2 pseudogenes are annotated in these 446 nt (G+C 48.4%); both read left to right on the top strand.

Annotation, left to right across the window (positions count from 1 at the left end):
- Nucleotides 1-82: 82 nt before the first annotated feature.
- A pseudogene (locus ACTHTY_RS11995) lies at nucleotides 83-202 on the top strand (IS5/IS1182 family transposase); the annotation flags it as partial.
- A gap of 28 nt (nucleotides 203-230) precedes the next feature.
- Nucleotides 231-446 (top strand): annotated as a pseudogene (locus ACTHTY_RS12000) (D-arabinose 5-phosphate isomerase); the annotation flags it as partial.

Consider the following 446-nt stretch of genomic DNA (forward strand, 5'->3'; position numbering starts at 1 on the left):
TTTAAATATAGGTTATTTGCGAAGCAGGCGGTAATGCTACCCCTATTCGGCAAATTTGGATAGATTATTAGGGCATTTAACAATGTCCAAAACGATATATAGTGGATTAAATTTAAATCAGGACAAGGCGACGAAGCCGCAGACAGTACAAATAGTACGAAAAGGCGAGGCAACGCCGTACTGGTTTAAAGTTAATCCACTATAAAACGAACACAAAAAGGCGTAAATTTATGGCAGGAAACGGTCAATATCTCGATTGGGCGCGCGAAGTGTTGCACACCGAAGCGGAAGGCTTGCGTGAAATTGCGGCGGAACTGGACGAAAACTTCGTCCACGCGGCAGACGCGCTGCTGCACTGCAAAGGCAGGGTCGTCATCACGGGCATGGGCAAGTCGGGACATATCGGGCGCAAAATAGCGGCGACTATGGCTTCGACCGGCACACCC

The organism is Neisseria sp. P0019.S002 (assembly GCF_051957155.1).
Lineage (GTDB): Bacteria > Pseudomonadota > Gammaproteobacteria > Burkholderiales > Neisseriaceae > Neisseria > Neisseria perflava.